The sequence below is a fragment of the Pseudomonas sp. S2_A02 genome (genome assembly GCF_054668495.1).
In genome coordinates, this window is sequence record NZ_CP162776.1 from 1,350,770 (window position 1) to 1,369,759 (window position 18,990).

The window sequence follows — 18,990 nt, forward strand, 5'->3', positions numbered from 1 at the left end:
AGTGCTTTTCAAATCGGGACGATAGTTTTAACCGCGCTCAGGCTGAAAACGCACCACAAAACCCTTGAGGTTCTGCTGGCGACTCAACAAGTCACGCAGACGATCGGCTTCCGCACGCTCGATCAGCGGTCCGACGAATACCCGATTCTTGCCATCGGCGGAGCGGATATAGGCGTTATAGCCTTGGCTGCGCAAGGTTTTCTGCAGGCTTTCAGCGCTCTCACGGCTCGCCAGGCTGGCCAGTTGCACCGACCAGCTGACTGACAGGCCATTGGCATCGACGCGGCTTGGGGTGGTAGCCGGCTTGCTCGGTGCGGCAGTCATTGGCTGGGCAGGTGCTGGCACAGGCTTGGCGACTGGCGCCGGAGGCGGCGTGACCGGTTTGGCAGCTGGAGGTGCTGGCGCCACGGGCGCACTTGGCGCAATCTGTGTCGACGGCGCTTGCTGTGCGGCAATTTCCTCATCGCTTGGCACAGGTTCCTGCGGCAATGCCTGCGGCTCAGGCACCACCACCGGCTCGATCTGCACTTGCGGCAGAGCCGGCGCTTGCGGTGCAGCCGGTGCGTCAACCCTCACCTGGCGCTGCTCGTCCTGACGGGAAAACAGCATTGGCAGGAAAATCACCGCCAGCGCCACCAGCACCAGGGCACCGACCATGCGCTGCTTGTACGCCTTATCCAGCAAAGCCATTTGCCGCTTCCTCCGTGGAGCGCCGGGCCAGCCATTCAAGGGCCTCGGCGACACAATAAAATGATCCGAACAACAGAATTTCGTCGTCGCTCGTCGCCTGCGCGCACTGCCCTTCCAGAGCGGCGGCCACGCTGTCATAAGACGTTACCGAGGCGCCAAGGTTCTGCAACGCCGCGCGCAACTGCTCAACAGGCCGCGAACGCGGCGAATCCAGCGGGGCGACAGCCCAATGCTCGACACTAGCATTCAATTCACCGACAACACCATCCAGATCCTTGTCCGCCAATAACCCGAACACCGCCAGACGCTTGCCTGCCGGCGGGCGACCGGCCAGACGACGGGCCAGGTATTCTGCCGCATGGGGGTTGTGCCCCACGTCCAGCAACACATTCAGACGCTTGCCCTGCCAGTTGAACTGACGGCGATCAAGCCGACCGACCACGCGCGTCGCTTTCAGGGCTTCAATAATTTGTGCATCCACCCAAGGCAAACCGAGCAGCAGGTAAGCCTGCAATGCCAGTGCCGCGTTTTCCATCGGCAGATCGAGCAATGGCAGATCATGCAACTCGACTGCATACCCTTGAGCATCAAGGCCGCGCCATTGCCAGGCGTGATCGGTGATACCCAGGTCGAAATCGCGCCCACGCAGGAAAAACGGACAATTGAGCTCGCGCGCTTTATCCAGCAGAGGTTGAGGGGGATTCAGATCGCCACAGAGCGCAGGCGCGCCCTGGCGGAAAATACCGGCTTTTTCGTAAGCCACGGACTCACGGGTATCTCCCAGATAGTCCGCATGATCGACGCCGATGCTGGTGACCAGCGCCATGTCCGCATCGACCACGTTGACGGTATCCAGACGCCCGCCCAGCCCCACTTCCAGCACCACAGCATCAAGCCCTGCCTGTTGAAACAGCCAGAACGCCGCCAGGGTGCCCATTTCGAAGTACGTCAGGGAAGTGTCGCCACGACCGGCCTCGACCGCCGCAAAGGCTTCGCACAGCTCGGCGTCAGTGGCTTCGACGCCATTGACCTGCACCCGCTCGTTGTAACGCAGCAGGTGCGGTGAATTGTAGACACCGACGTTCAGGCCCTGCGCCCGCAGCAACGAAGCCACGAACGCGCAGGTAGAACCCTTGCCGTTGGTGCCGGTGACCGTGATCACCCGAGGCGCCGGCTTGCCCAGTCCCATGCGGGACGCTACCTGTTGCGAACGCTCCAGCCCCATGTCGATGGCTGAAGGATGCAACTGTTCAAGGTAGGCGAGCCACTCGCCAAGGGTGCGTTGGGTCATATGTTGGCAGGCACCGGCGGAACCACGATCGGCTCGATCGGCGCGGCGACGAATTTTGGCGTCGGCAGGCCCATCATTTGTGCCAGCAGGTTGCCCAGACGCGGACGCAGTTCCTGACGGTGAATGATCATGTCGATCGCGCCGTGTTCCAGCAGGAACTCACTGCGCTGGAAGCCTTCCGGCAATTTTTCGCGAACGGTTTGTTCGATAACACGCGGGCCGGCGAAACCGATCAGGGCTTTTGGCTCACCAACGATTACGTCGCCGAGCATTGCCAGACTGGCGGAAACACCGCCGTAGACCGGGTCGGTCAGTACCGAGATGAACGGAATGCCTTCTTCACGCAGACGCGCCAGCACCGCGGAGGTCTTGGCCATTTGCATCAGGGAGATCAGCGCTTCCTGCATCCGCGCACCACCGGAGGCGGCGAAGCAGATCATCGGGCAACGGTTTTCCAGGGCGTAGTTGGCGGCGCGCACGAAGCGCTCACCGACGATGGCACCCATCGAGCCACCCATGAAGGAAAATTCGAAGGCCGATACCACCACAGGCATGCCCAGCAGGGTGCCGCTCATGGAGATCAGCGCATCTTTTTCGCCGGTCTGCTTTTGCGCAGCGGTCAGGCGATCCTTGTACTTCTTGCCGTCGCGGAATTTCAGACGATCAACCGGCTCCAGGTCCGCGCCCAGTTCGGCACGGCCGTCAGCGTCAAGGAAGATGTCGATGCGCGCGCGTGCGCCGATGCGCATGTGGTGGTTGCACTTGGGGCAAACGTCCAGGGTCTTTTCCAGCTCCGGACGATACAACACCGCCTCGCAAGACGGGCACTTGTGCCACAGACCTTCAGGCACCGAGCTCTTCTTGACCTCGGAACGCATGATCGAAGGGATCAGTTTGTCTACTAACCAGTTGCTCATGCTTTCTTTCTCCAGTACCGGCGGCCCGAACGCTCTGGTTCGCAGCCCCGCGTATGCCCTTGAGCTAAATTCATGTGTGTGGCGATGATTGATCGGGTGGCCGGGTCAGCGAGACGTGACCTGCGTACAACCCATCAATCCTCAGCCGTGCCTGCTGTGTGCAGTGCACCTCTTTTGTACAGAGCAGTGGACGGCGGCAGTCTGCCAGCCGTCACATCAACGTAGGAGCTATCGAGTGAAACGAGGCTGCGATCTTTAGGATCAAAAGATCGCAGCCTCGTTTCACTCGACAGCTCCTACACAGCGCCTACACCAGTTCCTGCAACCGCTTTGATGAATGCCTGAATCTTTGCGTGATCCTTGATGCCCTTGCTCGCCTCTACTCCACCGCTGACGTCCACCGCGTAAGGCCGAACCCGGGCAATCGCCTCGGCGACGTTGTCCGGTGTCAAACCGCCAGCCAGAATGATCGGCTTGCTCAGGCCTTGCGGTATCAGTGACCAGTCGAAGGCTTCGCCGGTTCCGCCGGGAATACCTTCGACGTACGTGTCGAGCAGGATCCCGCTGGCACTGGCGTAGGCATCGCAAGCTGCTGCGATGTCGTCGCCGGCCTTCACCCGCAACGCCTTGATGTAGGGCCGGTGCCAGCTTTCACAGTCGGCCGCAGTCTCGTCACCATGGAACTGCAACAGGTCCAGCGGCACGGCGTCGAGGATTTCCCCCAACTCGCAGCGGCTGGCATTGACGAATAAACCCACGGTGGTCACGAACGGCGGCAAGACCTTGATGATCGCCCTCGCCTGCTGGAATGTTACGGCCCGTGGGCTTTTGGCGTAGAACACAAATCCGATGGCATCGGCCCCGGCCTCGACCGCCGCCAACGCATCCTCTATGCGGGTAATCCCACAAATTTTGCTGCGAACGGCTGACATGTCGATAGAACCTCAGGACAAATCCGGGAAAGTCCCGGATGGTAACAAAAGCGTTCGAGGGCGTCAGCCGTCAAGTTCCGAGAAACCGGTGAGGAAGTGTGGGCCGATGTAACGCTCGGGCAATTCGAACTCGTCGCGATACTCGACCTGCACCAGATATAGGCCGAACGGATGGGCCGTCACCCCGCCGGAACGGCGCACACGGCTTTCCAGGACTTCCTTCATCCACTCCACGGGACGCTCGCCGGCGCCGATGGTCATCAGCACCCCGGCAATGTTGCGCACCATGTGATGCAGGAACGCGCTGGCGCGAATATCCAGCACGATCATTTTGCCATGGCGGGTGACGCGCAGGTGATGCAGCTCCTTGATCGGCGACTTGGCCTGGCACTGGCCGGCGCGGAATGCGCTGAAGTCGTGGGTGCCGACCAGATACTGAGCAGCCTCGGACATGCGCTCGACATCCAGTGGACGGTGATTCCAGGTGATTTCTTCGTTCAGGTGCGCCGGGCGGATCTGATCGTTATAGATTACGTAACGATAACGACGGGCAATGGCCTTGAACCGCGCATGAAAATCCGCCGGCATAACCTTGGCCCAGCTGACGCTGACGTCGTGCGGCAAGTTGATGTTGGCCCCCATGACCCAAGCCTTCATCGAACGCTCGACCTGGGTGTCGAAATGCACCACTTGCCCGCAAGCATGCACACCGGCGTCGGTGCGGCCGGCGCAAAGTAGCGACACGGGTGAGTCGGCGACTTTGGACAAGGCCTTTTCGAGGGTTTCCTGCACCGTAGCCACACCGGAGGCCTGACGTTGCCAGCCGCGATAACGCGAACCTTTGTATTCAACGCCCAACGCGATCCGGAAAAAGCCGTCGGCCGCCATTTCGGCGGCCGGATTATCTATGTTTGCCAAAGGGTGACAGCCTGCTGATCTACGCAAAGGCAGGCATTATAAGGCCGCCGGACCGGGACGCCAGAGCTGAGTGATCTTCGTGCCCTGCCCGATCGGTGCAATGCCGGGTTTGATGTTGAACGGGATGCCCTCATCGCGAGCAGGCTCGCTCCCACAGGTTTTGTGTCGTACACAAGATATGCAGCCAGCATACATCCCTGTGGGAGCGTGGCTTGCCCGCGATAGCCGCGCCTCGGTCTATCTGGCAGGCGCCATCACATCACCACCCAAACAAAAACGGCAGCCTCGATGGGCTGCCGTTTTGTTTATGCGTTACCGATGACTCACGCCAGACGCGAGAGCATTTCCTTGGCTTCGCTCTTCTGACCGGCATCGCCCTCGGTCACCACCTCATTGAGGATGTCCCGAGCGCCGTCATTGTCGCCCATGTCGATGTAGGCCTGGGCCAGGTCGAGTTTGGTGGCGACTTCGTCGGTGCCGGAGAGGAAATCGAAGTCCGGCTCATCGGCCGCGGAGGCCAAAGCATCTTCCTCGGTGAAGCTCGGCTCACCGAGGCTCTGGGACAGGCGATCCAGCTCGGCATTGACGTCGTTGAGTTCGTTTTCGAAGGCGTCAGGCTGATCCGGGGTGGCGTCCATTTCATCGGCCAGTGACAGGTCGAAATCCGCAGGCAACTCCAGGTCGTCGAGCGTCGGCTCGGTCACGGATGGCGCTTCGGCGGCCGGCAAGTCCTTGAGGTCTTCATCCAGACTCAGCAGGAAGTCGTCTTCGGCCAGCGTTGCCGGGGAGGCATTGCCCCCCAGATCCATGTCCAGGTCGAAGTCCGACAGATCGTCGAGGTTTTCCTTGATTTCAGTCTGCTGCTGCAACACCGACTCAAAACTCAGGTCGTCGTCCAGCGGGAATTCGTCCAGCTCAGCCAGAGCTTCTGGTGCTGGTGCTGGTGCTGGCTCCGGCTCTGGTGCTGGCTCTGGTTCCGCCGCAACGGCAGGCGAGATTGGAGTAGCCGCCTCCAGATCGTCCAGACTCAGATCGAAGGCGCTGTCGAAATCGGACAATGCCGGTTCCGGGACTTGCGGTTCGTCCAGCAGCAGGTCCTTGACGTATTGCGCGTCCAGCTCGGCGGCGATTGCCGCGGCGGCCAGACCACCCGCAACTGCGACCGCCATCGCCGGGAAGCGGCTTTTCAGCTCTTCGACCCGGGCGAAGTTATCACCGTTTGCCACCAGTTGACGCTCCTGAGCGACGAATGCATCGCGGTCGCCCTGCTGACCGTAGACTTCCATCAGCTTCAAGCGCAGGTCACTGCGTTGCGGCTCTTGTTTAATAGCGTCTTCCAGCAATGCGGCGGCTTGATTCAGACGACCGCCTGTAATGTGCGACTGCGCCTGAGCCAGTACGTCGTCGGAACGATCGGAACGCTCGCCGGCAGGCGACACCAGTGGCGCAGCGATCGGCGGTGTCACCACAACCGGAGCAATCACTGGGGCCGGCGCAGGTGCTGGTGCTGGTGCTGGTGCGGTCGCAAGTTTCACACTCGGCGGCGGAACTTCCAGGCCTTCGAAGCTGCTTTCTGGCAAATCCTGGTCGACGGAGAACTCTTGTTCCTCCTCCAAGGCACGGGCCATGCGCAGATGCTTCTCGGCCTCTTGCTGAGCTTTGCGGCGGCGGGCCAGCAACAGCAGCAAGAGCAGCAGCACCACCGCACCGCCACCCACCAGCCCCAGCAGGATCGGATTGGTCAGCAGCTCGTTGAATTTCTGATCATCGGATGTCGCAGGCGTTGGCTCGACAGCTGGCGCCGGAACGGCTTCTGGTGCAGCAGCCTCTGGTGCAGGTGCCGCGTCCGCAGGCGTTGCCGCAGGGTTGGTCGCCAGCTCAGCCGACATCGCCGGAGCGGTCGCCGGCGCACCCGCGCCACCTTCGGCCTGCAGTTTGGCCAACTGATTGTTCTTCAGTTCGATCAGGCGTTGCAGCTTGTCCAGCTGACTTTGCAGATCGTTCATGCGGCTTTTCTGTTCAGCGTTGTCACGACGAGCCGCGTCGAGGCTTTCCTGAGTGACGGCCAGCTTATCGCTCAACGCTTTCGCATCACCGGCGGCACCTTTGCCACGGCCCTTGCCAGTGTCGGCAGAGACCAGGCTCAGCTTGTCTGCGGCAGGTTGCGACGAAGCACCTTCACCGCGAACGCGCTTGGTGGCGTCGAGTTGCTGCTGACCGGTTCCCGGTTTCGCCACATAGCGACGACCCTGACGCCACGCGGTGTTCTGCGCGGCGACCTCAGCGATAGCCTTCGGTTGCGGCAGGTTGGTGCTCAGTACCTGATCAGGCAGACGCAGCACCTGACCGGTTTTCAGCCGGTTGATGTTGCCATCGATGAACGCATCCGGGTTCAGCGCCTGAATGGCCAACATGGTTTGCTGGATCGAACCGCCGTTCCGCGCCTTCGCGGCAATTTCCCACAGGGTATCGCGCGGCGTGGTGGTGTGTTGCGATGGTTTGGTGGCGCCGGTGACTGGCGCGGTCACTGTTTGGGATGGCGCCGGTTGCGCGGCGGCATCGGCGGTCTGCGGCGAGAATTTGGACGGATCGAGCAGTACGCTGTAATCGCGCAGCAGACGACCGTTGGGCCACATGACCTGAACCAGGAATTTCACCATCGGTTCAGACAGCGGTTTGCTGGACGTGATGCGCAGGATGCTTTTGCCGCTGGCGTTAAGTACTGGAGTGAAGGTCAGATCGTTGAGAAACGCCTGACGATCGACACCAGCCTTGGTGAAATCTTCGGGCGAGGCCAGGCTCGGCACCACTTCGGCAGCCGTGAGGTCCTTGACGTCGAGCAACTCGATTTCTGCGACCAGAGGCTGGTTCAGCGTCGATTTCAGGGTCAACTCCCCGAGCCCGAGGGCATGCGCCATACCGGAGGACAGCGCCGAGGCGGCCGCTATTGCTAACACCAGTTTGCGAACTTGAACCATAACCTCTTCCTTTGTTTGAACATTCCTCGGCCAGCGAGAAGGTGTTGATTGCCGCTGCCGTAAGGCATTGCGCGCGGCGACGAAGGGTCGTCGCGCGCGATCATTTCATACATGCAATGGGAAGCCCTGCGGGGTGGCTCACCTTAAGCATTCCGGCCAAGCATGACGCTCGACGGGAATCATTCGAAAAATTGTTGCCAAGTATCTTTTACAGCAGGTCTTTTATCAACAATTCAGCCACCTGCACAGCATTGAGCGCGGCCCCTTTGCGTACGTTATCTGACGTCAGCCACACATTAAGTTCCGCCGGGTCGTCGATCCCGCTGCGAACCCGACCAACGTAAACCACGTCCTGCCCTACCGCATCGCCTACCGGGGTCGGGTAATCGCCCGCCTCGACCAGCTCGATACCGGGCGCCGCTTCCAGCGCTGCGTTGACTTTCGCCAGGTCGACAGCACTCGATGACTGCAAGGTCACGCTAAAGCTATCGCCGAAAAACACCGGAGCTTGAATGCAAGTGACGGAAATCTTTAATGAAGGCAGCGCCATGACCTGACGCAGTTCGCGCACCAGGCGTTTTTCCAGCAGCGTATGACCCTGAGCATCAGGCGTACCGACTTGCGCCAACAGGTTAAAAGCCATCTGCCGATCGAAGAACGCCGGCTCCAACGGGCGCACATTGAGCAACTCGGCGGTTTGCCGAGCCAACTCGGTGACCGCTTCGCGGCCTTGGGCAGAGACCGCCAGACACGCCGTCAGGCTGATGCGTTGCAGGTCGAGCAAACCGAGCAACGGCGCCAGCACCACCGCCAGCGTCGCGGCCGAAGGGCTTGGGCTGCTGACCTGGAAAGGCTTTTTCAGGCCGGCCAGAATTTCAGCGTTGGCCTCAGGCACCACTTGCGGCGCCTGATCGGCCGGCAAGGCCCCGGACAGGTCGATCAGCGAGCAACCGGCGGCTGTGGCACGCGGAGCAAAACTGAGGGTCACTGCCGGGCCGGCGGCAAAGAACACTAACTGGACTTTGCTGAAATCGAATTCGTCAACTTCCCGCACCCGCACGTTCTTGCCGCGAAACGGTACCGAATGCCCGGCCGATTCACTGCTCGCCAGCAGGTGCAGGTTACCGACCGGAAAATCCCGCTCTTCAAGAATCTGGACGAGTGTTTCGCCGACAGTACCGGTGGCGCCGATCACGGCAATATCGAAGGACTGGCTCATGGTTCTACCTCTGGCGAAACGGGGGGAGCGGCACTTTACCGGGTGGTTGGCAGTGAGGCAATTCACGCCCCATCCTGATCGTTCCCACGCTCTGCGTGGGAATGCATCCTGTGACGCTCCGCGTCACCGCTTCAAGAGCGGACGCAGAGCGTCCATGGCGGCATTCCCACGCGGAGCGTGGGAATGATCGGTGGGCAAAAAAAACCCGCACCTCTTTCAAGGCGCGGGTTCTTCGTTACATCAATCGATCAACGCTCAAGCAAAATCCGCAGCATGCGACGCAGCGGTTCGGCCGCGCCCCACAGCAGCTGGTCGCCGACGGTGAAAGCGCCGACGAACTGCGAACCCATGTTCAGCTTGCGCAGACGGCCAACCGGCACGTTCAGGGTGCCGGTAACCTTTGTAGGGCTCAGCTCCTGCATGCTGATCTCACGGTTGTTTGGCACCAGCTTGACCCAAGGGTTGTGCTGGCTGATCAGCCCTTCGATGTCGGCGATCGGCACGTCTTTGTTCAGCTTGATGGTCAGCGCCTGGCTGTGGCAACGCATGGCGCCGATACGCACGCAGATGCCATCCACCGGGATCGGGCTCTTGAAGCGACCGAGGATCTTGTTGGTCTCGGCCTGGGCCTTCCACTCTTCGCGACTCTGGCCGTTCGGCAACTCTTTGTCGATCCACGGGATCAGGCTGCCGGCCAACGGAACACCGAAGTTTTCAGTCGGGAACGCGTCGCTGCGCATGGCTTCGGCGACACGACGGTCGATGTCGAGGATGGCGCTGGCCGGGTCGGCCAGTTGATCGGCGACAGCGCCGTGGGTCACACCCATTTGCTTGATCAGTTCACGCATGTGCTGCGCGCCGCCACCGGAGGCCGCCTGATAGGTCATGGCGCTCATCCACTCGACCAGACCGGCTTCGAACAGGCCACCCAGACCCATCAGCATCAGGCTGACGGTGCAGTTGCCGCCGATGTAGTTCTTGGTGCCCGCGTCGAGCTGCTGGTCGATGACCTTGCGGTTCACCGGGTCCAGCACGATCACCGCGTCGTCCTGCATGCGCAGGCTGGAAGCAGCGTCGATCCAGTAACCCTGCCAGCCGGCTTCGCGCAGCTTCGGGAAGACTTCGCTGGTGTAGTCGCCACCCTGGCAGGTCAGAATCACGTCGAGGGTTTTCAGCTCTTCAATGCTGTAAGCGTCCTTGAGCGGAGCAATGTCCTTGCCCACGGACGGGCCTTGGCCACCGACATTGGAAGTGGTGAAAAACACCGGCTCGATAAGATCGAAATCCTGCTCTTCCAGCATCCGCTGCATGAGCACGGAACCGACCATACCGCGCCAACCGATCAGACCTACACGTTTCATCGCAACTACACCTTCTTAAAAGTGGGCCGCTGCTTTCATGGTTGAAAGTTGCAGCGGGCCAAAGAGATTACAGATTCCGCAGCGCGGCGACTACTGCATCGCCCATTTCCTGCGTACCAACCTTGGTGCAACCGGCCGACCAGATGTCGCCTGTGCGCAGGCCCTGATCCAATACCAGACTCACGGCCTTCTCGATGGCATCGGCCGCGTCCTGCAGATTGAAGCTGTAACGCAGCATCATCGACACCGACAAAATGGTCGCCAACGGGTTGGCAATGCCCTTGCCAGCGATGTCCGGCGCCGAACCGTGGCACGGCTCGTACATGCCTTTGTTGTTGGCATCCAGCGACGCCGACGGCAGCATGCCGATGGAGCCGGTGAGCATCGACGCTTCGTCGGAAAGAATGTCGCCGAACAGGTTGTCGGTAACGATCACGTCGAACTGCTTCGGTGCACGCACCAGTTGCATGGCGGCGTTGTCGACGTACATGTGGCTCAGTTCGACGTCCGGGTAGTCCTTGGCCACTTGCTCGACGACCTCACGCCACAGTTGGCTGGACGCCAGCACGTTGGCCTTGTCCACCGAGCACAGCTTCTTGCCACGCACGCGAGCCATGTCGAAACCGACACGGGCGATGCGGCGGATTTCAGTTTCGCTGTACGGCAGAGTGTCGTAGGCCTGACGCTCGCCGTTTTCCAGTTCACGCACACCGCGTGGCGCGCCGAAGTAGATGCCGCCGGTCAGTTCACGGACGATCAGGATGTCCAGACCCGCGACGATTTCTGCCTTCAGGCTGGAAGCCTCGGCCAGTTGCGGGTACAGGATCGCCGGACGCAGGTTGCCGAACAGGCCCAGTTGCGCACGGATTTTCAGCAGGCCGCGTTCAGGGCGGATGTCGCGTTCGATGGTGTCCCATTTCGGACCGCCCACGGCGCCCAGCAATACCGCATCGGCGGCACGGGCACGGGCCAGGGTTTCGTCAGCCAGCGGCACGCCGTGCTTGTCGATGGCGGCGCCACCGATCACGTCATGACTCAGCTCGAAGCCCAGGCTGTACTTGTCGTTCGCCAGCTCCAGCACCTTGACCGCTTCGGCCATGATTTCCGGGCCAATACCGTCACCCGGGAGAATCAGAATCTGCTTGCTCATGCTTTCCTCATGTCATCAGTCGGCACGCCCGTGGGCACACCCGGAAAAATTCTATCGCTCGGCGCTTATGTTTTAGAGCTTATGTTTCAGAGCTGATCGTTCAGCCATCAGCACCAGCACATCTGTACTGAACGAACCATCGGCCTCAATCTCAAAATATTCGCGAACTTCATTGCCCATCGATTGCTGCAACTCGAGGATCGCCGCGCGCATCACCTGCGGCGTGCGCATGCGCTCGACCCAGGATGTATATTCAAGGCGCAGCCGTTGGCGCGTGGTGCTGCGGGTATGCAACCCCGCTTCGCTGACCTGACGCAACCACTCACCGGCAGAATAATCGCGCACGTGGCTGGTGTCGCGCAGCACTTCAACACTTTGCAGGTAAGTGTCGAACAATGGGCTGCCGGGCGACAACACATCGATGAACGCCGCCACCCCGCCCGGCTTCAGTACCCGGCGAACTTCGCGCAGGGCCAGCCCGAGATCGCTCCAATGGTGTGCCGAATAACGGCTGAAGACGAAATCGAACTCGCCGTCAGCGAACGGCAAGCGCTCGGCGGCACCCAGTACGGTGGACACATTGCTCAAGCCCCGATCGACGGCAGCAGCCGTCACCACGTCGAGCATCTGCTGAGACAAATCGTAAGCCACCACTTCCTTGACCAGCGAAGCCACGTGAAAACTCACATGACCGGCGCCGCAACCGAGGTCAAGCACACGGGCATCGCCCTGCCCCGCCAGTTCAGCCTGTAGCAACGCGAATTCAGTGCCTTGAGCGTGTACAGCGCTGCTCAGATAGGCCGAGGCCTGTTCACCGAATTGCTTTTGTACTACCTGACTGTGCTGGGCGGTGCTGGTCATGGGACTTCCTTTTTTGGGGTTTAGCCTTGTGTTGTCTGGGTGGGCCTCTTCGCGGGCAAGCCTCGCTCCTACAGGGATTTGCGGTGTTCACAAAACCTGTGGGAGCGGGCTTGCCCGCGATGAGGCCGGTACTGCCTACATCAATTCCGGATCAATCACGCGTCGCGAAACAACCACGGCTGGCTCGCGCGATGCTTGGCTTCAAACGTGGCAATCGCCTCGTGGTCCTGCAACGTCAGGCCGATATCGTCCAGACCGTTGAGCAGACAATGCTTACGGAACGCATCAATCTCAAATTTCAACACCTTGCCATCCGGACGGGTCACGGTCTGAGCTTGCAGATCAACCTGCAACTGATAGCCCGGAGTCGCCTCAACCTGCTGGAACAGCTCATCGACTTCAGCGTCGCTCAGGATGATCGGCAGCAAGCCGTTCTTGAAGCTGTTGTTGAAGAAAATGTCGGCGTAGCTCGGCGCGATGATGCTGCGGAAACCATACTCTTCCAGCGCCCACGGCGCGTGTTCGCGGCTGGAACCGCAACCGAAGTTCTCGCGGGCCAGCAACACGCTGGCGCCCTGATAACGCTCGGCGTTGAGGACGAAGTCCTTGTTCAACGGGCGCTTGGAGTTGTCCTGATACGGTTGCCCGACATCCAGGTAACGCCATTCATCGAACAGGTTCGGACCGAAACCGGTGCGCTTGATCGACTTCAAGAACTGCTTCGGGATGATCTGATCGGTGTCGACGTTGGCACGATCCAAAGGCGCGACAAGACCAGTGTGCTGGGTAAAGCTTTCATGCTGCGCTCCTTTAGATCAATTCACGGACGTCGATGAAACGACCGTTCACCGCGGCGGCGGCGGCCATGGCCGGGCTGACGAGGTGGGTACGGCCACCGGCGCCCTGACGGCCTTCGAAGTTGCGGTTGGAGGTCGACGCGCAATGCTCGCCGGACTCCAAACGGTCCGGGTTCATCGCCAGGCACATCGAGCAACCCGGCTCGCGCCATTCAAAACCGGCTTCGAGGAAAATCTTGTCCAGGCCTTCGGATTCGGCCTGAGCCTTCACCAACCCCGAACCCGGCACCACGATGGCTTGCTTGATGGTCGAAGCCACTTTGCGGCCCTTGGCGATCACGGCAGCGGCGCGCAGGTCTTCGATCCGCGAGTTGGTGCAGGAGCCAATGAATACGCGGTCCAGCTGAATATCGGTGATCGCCTGATTGGCGGTCAAACCCATGTATTTCAAGGCGCGTTCGATGGAGCCACGCTTGACCAGGTCCATTTCCTTCGCAGGATCGGGAACGTTCTGATCGACAGCCAAGACCATCTCAGGCGAGGTACCCCAGCTGACTTGCGGTTTGATCTGAGTGGCATCGAGCTCGACGATGGTGTCGAACTTGGCATCCGCGTTGGAGACCAGGTCTTTCCAGGCTTCGACGGCCAAATCCCATTCCGCGCCTTTCGGAGCAAATGGACGGCCCTTGACGTAAGCCACGGTTTTTTCGTCGGCGGCCACCAGACCTACACGAGCGCCGGCCTCGATCGCCATGTTGCAAATGGTCATGCGGCCTTCAACGGACAAGTCGCGAATCGCGCTACCGGCGAATTCGATGGCATGGCCATTACCGCCGGCGGTGCCGATCTTGCCGATCACCGCGAGGACGATGTCCTTGGCGGTCACGCCGAACGGCAATTGGCCTTCGACGGACACCAGCATGTTCTTCATTTTTTTCGCGACCAGGCACTGGGTAGCGAGCACATGCTCGACCTCGGAAGTGCCTATACCGTGAGCCAAGGCACCGAATGCGCCGTGAGTCGAGGTATGGGAGTCGCCGCAAACAACGGTCATGCCCGGCAAGGTTGCGCCCTGCTCCGGGCCAATGACGTGGACGATGCCTTGGCGGACATCATTCATCTTGAATTCGACGATGCCGTATTCGTCACAGTTATCGTCGAGGGTCTGAACCTGCAAACGCGAGACCTGGTCGACAATCGCTTCGATACCGCCCTTGCGCTCCGGGGTAGTCGGAACGTTGTGGTCCGGGGTCGCGATGTTGGCATCGATGCGCCAAGGCTTGCGCCCGGCCAGACGCAGGCCTTCGAAGGCTTGCGGCGAGGTCACTTCGTGGATGATGTGACGATCGATATAGATCAGCGCCGAGCCATCGTCGCGCTGCTTGACCAAATGCGAATCCCAGAGCTTGTCGTAGAGCGTTTTGCCGGCCATCAGACGGTTTCCTCATCAGCTTGTTTCTATGCCCCGGATCTTGAAAGTTTCAATAACCCCTTGGCTTGTGAGGTCGATCCTAGGGGGTTACATTAAATAACTCAAATTCATATTTTTTATGCTTTGCATAACCAACTGGAATGCCACCGAGACATCATCATGGACCTCGCCAACCTCAATGCTTTTATCGCGATTGCCGAGACCGGAAGCTTCTCCGGCGCCGGCGAACGGCTGCACCTGACACAACCCGCCATCAGCAAGCGCATCGCCGGCCTGGAACAACAATTGAAGGTGCGGCTGTTCGATCGACTGGGCCGGGAAGTCAGCTTGACCGAAGCCGGTCGCGCCCTGCTGCCACGGGCCTATCAGATCCTCAATGTACTGGATGACACCCGCCGCGCCCTGACCAACCTGACCGGCGAAGTCTCCGGTCGTCTGACGTTGGCCACCAGTCATCACATTGGCCTGCACCGTTTACCGCCCTTATTAAGGGAGTTCACCCGACGCTACCCACAAGTGGCGCTGGATATTCAGTTCCTCGATTCGGAAGTGGCCTACGAAGAAATACTCCATGGCCGCGCCGAACTGGCAGTAATCACCCTTGCACCGGAGCCTCACGCACTGGTCAAGGCGACGCCCGTGTGGGACGACCCGCTGGATTTCGTGGTCGCCCCCGAGCACTCGCTGATCGCTAACGGTCCGGTCAGCCTGGCGGATATCGCCCTGCACCCCGCGGTTTTCCCCGGCGGTAACACCTTTACCCACCACATCGTGCAGCGCCTGTTCGAGGCTCAGGGCCTGACGCCGAACATCGCCATGAGCACGAATTATCTGGAAACCATAAAGATGATGGTCTCGATCGGTCTGGCCTGGAGCGTTTTGCCGCGCACCATGCTGGACGATCAAGTGGCGCGCATACCTTTGCCGGGCATACAGCTCACTCGCCAGCTAGGCTATATCCTGCACACCGAACGGACGCTATCGAACGCGGCACGGGCCTTCATGGCTCTGCTGGATGCACAAATCGATCAGCCAGGGACTCGCGGCTAAGCTGTGCTTCTTATTTTTGTGCTACGCCTATAGAGCCCCAAAACCCTGTGCCTAACGCCCAATTCAGCCCAAGGCCTGTTATCCATGCCCAAATCTGTTGAACGTATGCCGCCGATGCCGCGAATTCAGGCACTTGACCCCAAACGGTCCGAGCAGAGCTGGGAAAGCGCCCCGCAGTTGCTGGCGGCCCTCAACGGCGCTCGGCTGGGCGCCTGGTATTGGGACATCGAGCGGGGGCAAATCAGTTGGTCCCGGGGTACTCAGGCGTTGTTCGGCTTCGATCCCCGACAACCGCTGCCGGAAGATCTGGAATACCTCGACCTGCTGCCTCAGGAGGATCGGGCGAAAGCCATTCGCGCCTTCAATGCAGTGATCGCCGGGGCCCCGCTGGAACAGGCGATGCACCACCGCATCCGCTGGCCCGACGGCAGTCTGCATTGGCTGGAAATCAACGGCAGCCTGCTGCCGGACAAAAACGGCCGGCCGCGAATGATTGGGGTCATTCGTGAAATCACCCATCAGCGCCAGCGCGAACAGGCGCTGAGCAGCTCGGAAAAACGCTTCGCCACGCTGTTTCACCTGTGCCCGAACATGGTCCTGCTGACCCGCCAGGAAGACGGCCTGATTAGCGAAGCCAACCAGTATTTCGAAAGTCTGTTCGGCTGGCCGGTGCAAGACGCCATCGGCCGAACCACGCTGGAACTGGGCCTTTGGGTCAACCCGGAGCAACGAGTGCAGTTGGTCAAGGCCACCAAGGCCAAAGGCGAGCTGATCAACATGGAGGTGCAGTTTCGCGCCAGCAATGGGCAGGTTCACGACGGCATTCTCAGTGCGCAAAAGGTCGAACTCGAAGGTCAGCCTTATCTGCTGAGCACGTTCCTCGACACCACCGAACGCAAAATTGCCGAGCACGCCCTCAAAGACAGCCAGGAACGCCTCGACCTGGCTCTGGATTCGGCGCAACTCGGCACTTGGGACTGGCACATTCCCAGCGGCATGCTTTACGGCTCGGCGCGGGCCGCCCAGTTGCATGGGCTTGACCCCAAACCCTTCCATGAATCCTTCGACGCGTTTTTCGAAGGCGTGCCCGGCGAAGAACGCGACAGCATGCGCGATGCCTACCGCAGTTTGCGCGAGGGCCCGGCCGGTAGTTATCAACTGACGTACCGGGTACAGCTGCAGGACGGCAGTTCGCGCTACCTGGAAAGCCGCGCCAGACTTTATCGAGACGACCACGGCAACCCGCTGCGCATGGCCGGCACACTGCTGGACATCACTGATCAGGTGGAACGCGAACAGCAACTGGTGGCCTCGGAAGAGAAATTCGCCACCTTGTTCCAAGTCAGCCCGGACCCGATTTGCGTCACGCGCCAGGACACCGGTCACTTCATCGAGATCAACTCCAGTTTCACTCAGACATTCGGCTGGAACACCGTCGACGTGATTGGCCGCAGCGCCGACGAAATCGGCCTGTGGGACGCTTCGGCGAAAAGCCTGCAAAGGATCGAGCGGGTCATCCGCGAACAGGGCCTGAACAACGTGGCGATCATCGTTCAGCACAAGGACGGGCAGTCCCTGACCTGCGTGATATCGAGCCGACAGATCAGCGTCGGCGACCAACCGTGCATTGTCACCACCCTGCGCGACATCACCCAGCAGCAACGCTCGGAAGCGGCGCTCAAGGCCAGCGAGGAGAAGTTCGCCAAGGCCTTCCATTCAAGCCCCGACGCCATCACCATTACCGAGCGCGACACCGGACGCTACCTGGAAGTTAACGACGGTTTCTGTCGCCTGACCGGCTACCGTGCCGATGAAGTGATCGGCCGCACGGTGTATCAGGTCGGTATCTGGGCCGAAGAAAAACAACGCTCGGCGTTGCTGGCGGAACTACATATCAAGGGCCGGGTTCACCATCAGGAAATGCTCGGGCGCAACAAACGCGGCGAGTTGCTGACCGTCGAAGTCTCGGTGGAGCCGATCACCCTCAACGAAACGGCGTGCCTGCTGCTGACCGCGCGGGACGTCAGCCTGCTGAAAAATGCCGAAGCGCAGATCCGTCACCTGGCCTACCACGACCCGCTGACCAACCTGCCCAACCGCGCCCTATTGATGGATCGTCTGAGCCAGCAGATCGCCCTACTCAAACGCCACAACCTGCGCGGCGCGCTGATGTTCCTTGATCTCGACCACTTCAAGCACATCAACGATTCCCTCGGCCACCCGGTGGGCGATACGGTGCTGCAGATCATCACCGCGCGCCTTGAAGCCAGCGTGCGCATGGAGGACACCGTCGCACGCCTGGGCGGTGACGAATTTGTGGTGCTGCTCAGCGGTCTGGAAGGCTCGCGCAGCGACGTCAGCGCTCAGGTCCGGGAGTTGGCGGACACCTTGCGCGAACTGCTGTCCGAACCGATGTTCCTCGACGGACAGCGCCTGCAAGTGACGCCGAGCATCGGCATTGCGCTGATTCCCGACCATGGCTCGACCCCGACCGACCTGCTCAAACGCGCCGATATCGCTCTTTACCGCGCCAAGGACTCGGGCCGCAACACCACGCAGATGTATCACAACACCATGCAAAAGGCCGCTAGCGAACGCCTGCGCATGGAAACCGACCTGCGCCTGGCCCTTTCCCGAGGTGAGTTCAGCGTGCAATACCAACCGCAAGTGGATGCCCGCAACAATCGCATTACCGGCGCCGAAGCCCTGGTCCGCTGGCACCATCCGCAACTGGGTGCGCAATCGCCCACCGAGTTCATCAAGGTGCTGGAAGACAGCGGGCTGATTCTGGAAGTCGGCACATGGATACTCGACGAAGCCTGCGCAGCCTTTAAACACCTGATCGCCAAGGGCTTGATCGACCCGTTCGATTTCAGCCTGTGCGTGAACATCAGCCCACGGCAATTTCGTCAGAACGATTTCGTCGAACGCATCGAACACAGCCTCGGCAGCCACGGCCTGCCCTGCTCGCTGCTGAAACTGGAAATCACCGAAGGCATCGTCATCCAGAACCTGGACGACACCATCAGCAAAATGCGGCGCCTGAAAAAACTCGGCGTGAGCTTTGCGATGGACGATTTCGGTACCGGTTACTCTTCGCTGACCTACCTTAAACGCCTGCCAGTGGACACCCTGAAAATCGATCAGTCATTCATCCGCGACGCCACCACCGATCCCAACGATGCCGAAATCATTCGCGCCATCGTCGCCATGGCCCACAGCCTGGAGCTGGAAGTCATCGCCGAAGGGGTGGAAACCCTGGAGCAACTGGAGTTTTTGCAGGGGCTGGGCTGCCACTTGTATCAAGGGTATTTGCACAGCAGGCCGCTGCTGGTGGAGGAGTTTCAGAAGCTTCTCAAATGAGTCGGACACAGGCACAAAAAAGGGCGCCAGT

Annotated in this window: 14 protein-coding genes; 2 read left to right on the forward strand and 12 right to left on the reverse strand. The window is 60.4% G+C overall.

The window, feature by feature from the left end; genetic code table 11:
• Positions 1-27 precede the first annotated feature (27 nt).
• From AB4O41_RS06070 to leuC, 12 genes are all read right to left on the reverse strand, one after another.
• Positions 28-690 (reverse strand): SPOR domain-containing protein, encoded by a 663-nt coding sequence (locus tag AB4O41_RS06070; RefSeq protein WP_460146685.1) that lies wholly within the window; start codon positions 688-690, stop codon positions 28-30.
• Complete coding sequence (gene folC, locus AB4O41_RS06075; RefSeq protein WP_460146686.1) at positions 674-1,981, reverse strand: bifunctional tetrahydrofolate synthase/dihydrofolate synthase; 1,308 nt, start codon at positions 1,979-1,981, stop codon at positions 674-676. Before folC ends, AB4O41_RS06070 begins: the two co-directional genes overlap by 17 nt.
• The gene (gene accD, locus AB4O41_RS06080) at positions 1,978-2,898 is read right to left on the reverse strand and encodes an acetyl-CoA carboxylase, carboxyltransferase subunit beta (RefSeq protein WP_007905946.1); all 921 of its coding nucleotides are present in this window, start codon (positions 2,896-2,898) and stop codon (positions 1,978-1,980) included. The genes folC and accD overlap by 4 nt, the downstream gene beginning before the upstream one ends.
• Positions 2,899-3,194: 296 nt before the next feature.
• Positions 3,195-3,830, reverse strand: coding sequence for a phosphoribosylanthranilate isomerase (locus tag AB4O41_RS06085; protein ID WP_460146687.1), 636 nt, complete (start codon positions 3,828-3,830; stop codon positions 3,195-3,197).
• 63 nt (positions 3,831-3,893) lie between these two features.
• Positions 3,894-4,718, reverse strand: coding sequence for a tRNA pseudouridine(38-40) synthase TruA (gene truA, locus AB4O41_RS06090; RefSeq protein ID WP_367375748.1), 825 nt, complete (start codon positions 4,716-4,718; stop codon positions 3,894-3,896).
• A 353-nt stretch (positions 4,719-5,071) separates the two neighbouring features.
• Complete coding sequence (locus AB4O41_RS06095) at positions 5,072-7,726, reverse strand: FimV/HubP family polar landmark protein (protein WP_460146688.1); 2,655 nt, start codon at positions 7,724-7,726, stop codon at positions 5,072-5,074.
• 208 nt (positions 7,727-7,934) lie between these two features.
• Positions 7,935-8,945: an aspartate-semialdehyde dehydrogenase gene (locus AB4O41_RS06100; RefSeq protein WP_460146689.1), complete on the reverse strand. Its 1,011-nt coding sequence runs from the start codon at positions 8,943-8,945 to the stop codon at positions 7,935-7,937.
• 248 nt (positions 8,946-9,193) lie between these two features.
• Positions 9,194-10,306, reverse strand: a complete 1,113-nt coding sequence (asd, locus tag AB4O41_RS06105; protein WP_258621254.1) for an aspartate-semialdehyde dehydrogenase — start codon at positions 10,304-10,306, stop codon at positions 9,194-9,196.
• Between the two features lie 67 nt (positions 10,307-10,373).
• Positions 10,374-11,456 carry a 3-isopropylmalate dehydrogenase gene (gene leuB / locus AB4O41_RS06110; RefSeq protein WP_008007203.1) on the reverse strand — a complete coding sequence of 361 codons (1,083 nt, stop codon included), beginning with the start codon at positions 11,454-11,456 and terminating at the stop codon, positions 10,374-10,376.
• Between the two features lie 72 nt (positions 11,457-11,528).
• Positions 11,529-12,317 carry a class I SAM-dependent methyltransferase gene (locus AB4O41_RS06115; protein WP_460146690.1) on the reverse strand — a complete coding sequence of 263 codons (789 nt, stop codon included), beginning with the start codon at positions 12,315-12,317 and terminating at the stop codon, positions 11,529-11,531.
• Between the two features lie 155 nt (positions 12,318-12,472).
• Positions 12,473-13,078, reverse strand: coding sequence for a 3-isopropylmalate dehydratase small subunit (leuD, locus tag AB4O41_RS06120; RefSeq protein ID WP_460146691.1), 606 nt, complete (start codon positions 13,076-13,078; stop codon positions 12,473-12,475).
• A gap of 49 nt (positions 13,079-13,127) precedes the next feature.
• Positions 13,128-14,546, reverse strand: coding sequence for a 3-isopropylmalate dehydratase large subunit (gene leuC / locus AB4O41_RS06125; protein WP_460146692.1), 1,419 nt, complete (start codon positions 14,544-14,546; stop codon positions 13,128-13,130).
• Positions 14,547-14,705: 159 nt separating this feature from the next.
• Here leuC and AB4O41_RS06130 point away from each other — a divergent pair, with 159 nt between their 5' ends.
• Both AB4O41_RS06130 and AB4O41_RS06135 read left to right on the forward strand, forming a co-directional pair.
• Positions 14,706-15,596, forward strand: a complete 891-nt coding sequence (locus tag AB4O41_RS06130) for a LysR family transcriptional regulator (RefSeq protein ID WP_007905966.1) — start codon at positions 14,706-14,708, stop codon at positions 15,594-15,596.
• Between the two features lie 84 nt (positions 15,597-15,680).
• Positions 15,681-18,959 carry a sensor domain-containing protein gene (locus AB4O41_RS06135; RefSeq protein WP_460146693.1) on the forward strand — a complete coding sequence of 1,093 codons (3,279 nt, stop codon included), beginning with the start codon at positions 15,681-15,683 and terminating at the stop codon, positions 18,957-18,959.
• Positions 18,960-18,990: the final 31 nt, after the last annotated feature.

Excerpts from the sequence above, each read along its gene's own strand:
- AB4O41_RS06135 (WP_460146693.1), top strand. The coding sequence starts at position 15,681 with ATGCCCAAATCTGTTGAACGTATGCCGCCGATGCCGCGAATTCAGGCA.
- accD (WP_007905946.1), bottom strand. The coding sequence starts at position 2,898 with ATGAGCAACTGGTTAGTAGACAAACTGATCCCTTCGATCATGCGTTCC.
- folC (WP_460146686.1), bottom strand. The coding sequence starts at position 1,981 with ATGACCCAACGCACCCTTGGCGAGTGGCTCGCCTACCTTGAACAGTTG.
- AB4O41_RS06115 (WP_460146690.1), bottom strand. The coding sequence starts at position 12,317 with ATGACCAGCACCGCCCAGCACAGTCAGGTAGTACAAAAGCAATTCGGT.
- leuC (WP_460146692.1), bottom strand. The coding sequence starts at position 14,546 with ATGGCCGGCAAAACGCTCTACGACAAGCTCTGGGATTCGCATTTGGTC.
- truA (WP_367375748.1), bottom strand. The coding sequence starts at position 4,718 with ATGGCGGCCGACGGCTTTTTCCGGATCGCGTTGGGCGTTGAATACAAA.
- AB4O41_RS06100 (WP_460146689.1), bottom strand. The coding sequence starts at position 8,945 with ATGAGCCAGTCCTTCGATATTGCCGTGATCGGCGCCACCGGTACTGTC.
- leuB (WP_008007203.1), bottom strand. The coding sequence starts at position 11,456 with ATGAGCAAGCAGATTCTGATTCTCCCGGGTGACGGTATTGGCCCGGAA.
- AB4O41_RS06070 (WP_460146685.1), bottom strand. The coding sequence starts at position 690 with ATGGCTTTGCTGGATAAGGCGTACAAGCAGCGCATGGTCGGTGCCCTG.
- AB4O41_RS06095 (WP_460146688.1), bottom strand. The coding sequence starts at position 7,726 with ATGGTTCAAGTTCGCAAACTGGTGTTAGCAATAGCGGCCGCCTCGGCG.
- AB4O41_RS06085 (WP_460146687.1), bottom strand. The coding sequence starts at position 3,830 with ATGTCAGCCGTTCGCAGCAAAATTTGTGGGATTACCCGCATAGAGGAT.
- AB4O41_RS06130 (WP_007905966.1), top strand. The coding sequence starts at position 14,706 with ATGGACCTCGCCAACCTCAATGCTTTTATCGCGATTGCCGAGACCGGA.
- asd (WP_258621254.1), bottom strand. The coding sequence starts at position 10,306 with ATGAAACGTGTAGGTCTGATCGGTTGGCGCGGTATGGTCGGTTCCGTG.